Source organism: Streptomyces europaeiscabiei, from assembly GCF_001550375.1.
In the GTDB taxonomy this organism is placed as follows: domain Bacteria; phylum Actinomycetota; class Actinomycetes; order Streptomycetales; family Streptomycetaceae; genus Streptomyces; species Streptomyces europaeiscabiei.
On the sequence record NZ_LRTR01000113.1, the window covers coordinates 1 to 5,698 of the forward strand.

General features: G+C 71.0%; 5 protein-coding genes. 3 read left to right on the forward strand and 2 right to left on the reverse strand.

Annotated features, from left to right (window positions below; genetic code table 11):
• Positions 1-1,020: ferrochelatase (locus tag AWZ10_RS04990; protein WP_060890544.1), on the reverse strand; the 1,020-nt coding region annotated here is incomplete at its 3' end.
• Between the two features lie 149 nt (positions 1,021-1,169).
• Here AWZ10_RS04990 and AWZ10_RS04995 point away from each other — a divergent pair.
• From AWZ10_RS04995 to sepH, 3 genes are all read left to right on the forward strand, one after another.
• Entirely contained in the window at positions 1,170-2,411 is a 1,242-nt protein-coding gene (locus tag AWZ10_RS04995; protein ID WP_046708451.1) for an MFS transporter, read from the forward strand.
• The gene (locus AWZ10_RS05000; protein ID WP_046708450.1) at positions 2,371-3,690 is read left to right on the forward strand and encodes a D-arabinono-1,4-lactone oxidase; all 1,320 of its coding nucleotides are present in this window, start codon (positions 2,371-2,373) and stop codon (positions 3,688-3,690) included. The genes AWZ10_RS04995 and AWZ10_RS05000 overlap by 41 nt, the downstream gene beginning before the upstream one ends.
• Before the next feature lie 401 nt (positions 3,691-4,091).
• Positions 4,092-5,117 (forward strand): septation protein SepH, encoded by a 1,026-nt coding sequence (gene sepH / locus AWZ10_RS05005; protein WP_037700801.1) that lies wholly within the window; start codon positions 4,092-4,094, stop codon positions 5,115-5,117.
• 183 nt (positions 5,118-5,300) lie between these two features.
• On the opposite strand, the gene AWZ10_RS05010 is transcribed toward sepH, so the two are convergent.
• Positions 5,301-5,698: sulfurtransferase (locus tag AWZ10_RS05010; RefSeq protein WP_279616612.1), on the reverse strand; the 398-nt coding region annotated here is incomplete at its 5' end.

A 5,698-nucleotide genomic window follows, 5' to 3' on the forward strand; every position in this document is an offset into this window, starting at 1 on the left:
GGGCGTCACGTCCCGGCCCTGCTCGGCCGCGGCACGTTCCAGGACGAGGTCGCGGATCGCGGCGGCGAACCGGGGGTCGGCGCCCACGGTGGCCGAGCGGCGGACCGGCAGGCCCAGTTCCCGGCCCTTGGCCATGGCCTCGGTGTCGAGGTCGTACAGGACCTCCATGTGGTCCGAGACGAACCCGATGGGCGCCATCACGACGGCCGGGGCCCCGGACTCGTGCCGCTCCTGCAGGTGGTCGCAGATGTCGGGCTCCAGCCACGGGATGTGCGGGGCGCCGGAGCGGGACTGGTAGACGAGCTGCCAGGGGTGCTCGACGCCGGTCCGCTCGCGCACGGCGTCGACGATGAGCTTCGAGACGTCCAGGTGCTCCGCGACGTACGCGCCGCCGTCCCCGTGCTCCTCGACCGGGCCGGAGGTGTCCGCGGAGGCGTTCGGGACGGAGTGCGTGCAGAAGGCGAGGTGCGCGCCGTCCCGGACGTCCTCGGGGAGGTCGGCGAGCGACTCCAGGACACCGTCGATCATGGGCTCCAGGAAGCCCGGGTGGTTGAAGTAGTGCCGGATCTTGTCGACCCTCGGCGGCTCCAGACCCTCGGCCTCCAGGGCGGCGAGCGCGTCGGCGAGGTTCTCGCGGTACTGGCGACAGCCCGAGTACGAGGCGTAGGCGCTGGTGGCGAGGACCAGGACGCGGCGGCGGCCGTCGGTGACCATCTCGCGCAGCGTGTCGGTCAGGTAGGGCGCCCAGTTGCGGTTGCCCCAGTAGACCGGCAGGTCCAGGCCGTGCTCGGCGAAGTCCTTGCGGAGCGCGTCGAGCAGGGCGCGGTTCTGGTCGTTGATGGGGCTGACCCCGCCGAACAGGAAGTAGTGCTGCCCGACTTCCTTGAGACGTTCCTTGGGGATGCCGCGCCCCCGCGTCACGTTCTCCAGGAACGGGACCACGTCGTCCGGGCCCTCCGGGCCGCCGAACGAGAGCAGGAGCAGGGCGTCGTAGGGGGTGGCGTCGTGCGCGTGTCGCATGTCTCCGATCCTGCCACCAGGCGCCGACGGCCGAGATCCCGGCCCACGCCCGAAGATGACCCGGGCACCTCACCCGTAAGCTGTGTGGACCGAAGTCACGCCTTACGAGGAACTCACTCCTCCGCTTACCGGACCCCACCGGAGACCCCGTGCCCAGCCCCTACACCGCCCTGTTCGCCGCCCCCGGCACCAAGGGCTTCACCGCCGCGGGTCTCCTCGGCCGGATGCCGCTGTCCATGATGGGCATCGGCGTGGTCACGATGATCTCCCAGCTCACCGGGCGGTACGGCCTGGCCGGCGCGCTCTCGGCGACCATCGCGCTGTCCGCCGCCGTGCTCGGCCCGCAGATCTCACGGCTGGTGGACCAGCACGGCCAGCGGCGGGTGCTGCGCCCGGCGACCCTGGTCGCGCTGACCGCGTCGGCCGGGCTGCTGTTCGCCGCGCACTACGGCTGGCCGGACTGGGTGCTCTACGTCTGCTCCGCCGGCATCGGCTGTGTGCCGAGCCTCGGGGCGATGACCCGGGCGCGCTGGGCGGCCCTGTACCGGGACACCCCGCAGCTGCACACCGCGTACTCCTTCGAGTCCGTCATCGACGAGGTCTGCTTCATCTTCGGGCCGATCATCTCCATCGGGCTGTCCACGGCGTGGTTCCCGGAGGCCGGGCCGCTGCTCGCCGCCTGCTTCCTCGCGGTCGGCGTCTTCTGGCTGACCGCCCAGCGCGCCACCGAACCGGCGCCGCACCCGCGCGGGGGGCACGACAAGGGCCGTTCGGCGCTGCGCTCGCCCGGACTGCAGGTCCTGGTGGCCACCTTCGTGGCGACCGGGGCGATCTTCGGGGCCGTCGACGTGGTCACCGTGGCCTTCGCCGAGGAGCAGGGCCACAAGGCCGCCGCGAGCGTCGTCCTGGCCCTCTACGCGGCCGGTTCGTGCGCCGCGGGCATCGTCTTCGGGCTGCTGCGCTTCACCGGGGCCGCGGAACGTCGATGGCTGCTGGGCGTGTGCGGGATGGCCGTGAGTATGATCCCCCTCCTACTGGTCGGAAACTTGCCGTTTCTGGCCGTGGCGCTCTTCGTGGCGGGACTGTCCATCGCACCCACGATGATCACGACGATGTCCCTGATCGAAGAGCACGTACCACGCACGCAACTGACCGAGGGCATGACCTGGGTGGGCACCGGGCTCGCGGTCGGGGTCGCGCTCGGTTCCTCGGTGTCCGGCTGGGTGATCGACGCGGCCGGGGCGGAGGCGGGGTACGTGGTTCCGGCGGCGTCCGGAACCGTCGCGGTCGCGGTCGGTTTTCTCGGGTACCGCCGGCTGCGCAGGCCGGCTCCAAGGCGGGGAGGGCCCCATGAGCACCACAGTGATCGGGAAGAGCGGCACGTGGCGTAACTGGGCGGGGAACGTCACCGCCCGGCCCGTACGGGAGGTCACGCCTGCCACCGTGGAGGAACTCGCCGCTGCCGTACGGCAGGCCGCCGAGGACGACCTCCGGGTGAAGGCGGTCGGCACGGGCCACTCCTTCACAGCGGCCGCCGCGACCGACGGCGTGCTGATCCGTCCTCAACTGTTGACGGGCATACGCAAGATCGACCGTGAGGCCATGACCGTCACGGTCGCCGCCGGCACCCCGCTCAAGAGACTCAACATGGCTCTCGCCCGCGAGGGGCTGTCGCTCACGAACATGGGCGACATCATGGAGCAGACGGTCTCCGGCGCGACGAGCACCGGCACGCACGGCACCGGCCGCGACTCGGCCTCGATCGCCGCCCAGATCCGGGGACTCGAACTGGTCACCGCCGACGGCTCGATCCTCACCTGCTCCGCGACGGAGAACCCCGATGTCTTCGCGGCCGCCCGCGTCGGTATAGGCGCCCTCGGCATCGTCACCGCGATCACCTTCGCCGTGGAGCCGATCTTCCTGCTCACGGCACGCGAGGAACCGATGCCGTTCGAGAAGGTACTGGCCGAGTTCGACGAACTGCACGCCGAGAACGAGCACTTCGAGTTCTACTGGTTCCCGCACACCGGCAGCACCAACACCAAGCGCAACAACCGCAGCGCCGGTCCCGAGAAGCCCGTACCACAGCTGAACAGCTGGTTCGAGGACGAGTTCCTCTCCAACGGCGTCTTCCAGGTGGCCAACTGGGTCGGCCAGGCGGTCCCCGCCACCATCCCGACGATCGCGCAGATCTCCAGCCGCGCCCTGTCCGCGCGGACCTACACCGACATCCCCTACAAGGTCTTCACGTCTCCGCGCCGAGTGCGCTTCGTGGAGATGGAGTTCGCCGTTCCGCGCGAGGCCCTGGTGGACACGCTGCGTGAACTCAAGGCGATGGTCGACCGTTCGAAGCTGCGCGTCAGCTTCCCCGTCGAGGTCCGCACCGCGCCGGCCGACGACATCACGCTCTCCACCGCCTCCGGCCGGGAGAGCGCGTACGTGGCCGTGCACATGTTCAAGGGCACGCCCTATCAGGCGTACTTCACCGCCGCCGAGCGGATCTTCGCCGCGCACGAGGGGCGGCCGCACTGGGGCAAGGTGCACACCCGGGACACGGACTACTTCGCCAAGGTCTACCCACGCTTCGGCGAGTTCACCGCGCTGCGTGACCGGCTCGACCCCGAACGGCGGTTCCAGAACGACTACTTGCGCCGGGTGCTCGGGGCCTAGCCGGGCGGGCGGTTCTGGTGATCGCGTGAAGCGTGTCCCTCCCGAGGTCACGAAATGGTCTGTTCCGGCAGCGGATCGCCGTTCCTCATGAGAAGTTGAGCGGCGTGCCGATCCACGCAAGTGGCCCGAATGGAGTACTGTTGCGAGCCCTGGATCCGGACTCCCGCCAGGGTGTCCGGGGCCTTAGAGGACCGCCGGGAGGGGGATCGTTGCACAGGGTGATGAGGTTCGTCACTTAGCGTTGCGAATTGATAACCGTGCCATAACGGCAGCCTCGGGCTCACGCTCGACACGCCGGGCAACTCGGCAAGGTTGTGGCAGGCTGCACCCGGGCAGGCCACACTCGACTAGCGGAAGCAGCGACGCACGTGACGTCGGCAGGCACCACCCGGGAGGTTCCCATGCCCGAACTGCGTGTCGTGGCCGTCTCCAATGACGGCACACGGCTGGTGCTGAAGGCTGCCGATTCCACGGAGTACACGCTACCGATCGACGAACGGCTGCGTGCCGCCGTGCGCGGCGACCGTCCACGCCTCGGTCAGATCGAGATCGAGGTGGAGAGCCATCTCCGCCCCCGTGACATCCAGGCGCGGATACGCGCGGGTGCCACGGCCGAGGAAGTCGCGCAGCTCGCCGGCATCCCCGTCGACCGGGTACGCCGGTTCGAGGGCCCCGTACTGGCCGAACGCGCCTTCATGGCCGAGCGGGCCCGCAAGACCCCGGTCCGCCGCCCCGGCGAGAACGCCGGGCCCCAGCTCGGCGAGGCCGTCCAGGAGCGGTTGGTGCTGCGCGGCGCCGAGAAGGACACCGTCCAGTGGGACTCGTGGCGCCGCGACGACGGCACCTGGGAAGTCCTGTTGGTGTACTGCGTCGCGGGCGAACCGCACTCGGCGAGCTGGACGTACGACCCGCCCCGGCGGCTCGTCCAGGCCGTCGACGACGAGGCGCGTTCGCTGATCGGCGAGTCCGACGACCTCGGGACGCCCGAGCCGAGCTTCCCGTTCGTGCCGAGGATCGCCCGGCTGCCCCGTGACCGCCCCCTGGACCGCCAGGCGGAACGTCCCGCCCTGCCCCCGCCGTCCGAGTCCGACGAGGAGCTGGTGAGCGAGCGCGACTCGCTCACGAGCATCCTGGAGGCCGTCCCCAGCTACCGGGGCGACCTGGTGGTGCCCGATCTGCCCTCCGTCGAACCGCAGGAGGAGTCCGTCGAGGAGGTGGCGGAGGAGGAGTCCGCGGCCCCCGCGGCCTCGGCCGGTTCCGCCTACGCGGACGTCCTCATGCCTCGGTCGGTCAACGGCCACCGCGACCGGCTCGTCGGCGCCACCGACCGCCAGGCCGAGGCCGACGGTGTCCGGCCGGGCCGTCGCGCGGCGGTACCGAGCTGGGACGAGATCGTGTTCGGTACCCGACGCAAGAAGCAGGAGTAGCGGGCCCCCAGCGGTGGGGAGTTGGACCGGTCGTTCACGCAGATCCGTTTCTTCGTCCGTGTTCGCGGCTGTGTCTTCGCTTGCTTCTCTGTTGGTCCTTGTTGGTGCAGGATCGGTCCTTCATACGTGTGTGGGGCCCGTGTCGTTCAGACGCGGGCCCCACGGTGTGCCGTCAGCCGTGGGTCACCGGGGATCGGGCCCGGTGGCGACCGGGCGGCCGCCGTCCCGGGACCACTCCGACCACGAGCCCACGTACAGGGCCGCCGGGATGCCCGCGACCGCCAGAGCCAGCACCTGGTGGGCACCGGACACGCCGGAGCCGCAGTAGACGCCGACCTCGGAGTCGGCGGTCGCGCCGAGTCCCTTGAAGCGGTCGGCCAGCTCGGCGGCGGACCGGAAGCGGCCGGATTCGGCCACGTTCTCCGTGGTCGGGGCCGACACCGCGCCCGGGATGTGCCCCCCGACCGGGTCGATGGGTTCCACGTCACCGCGGTAGCGCTCGGCGGCCCGTGCGTCCAGGAGCAGCCCGGTGCGGGCCAGCGCTGCGGCGCCGTCCGCGGCGAGCGGCGGCAGCGCGCCGA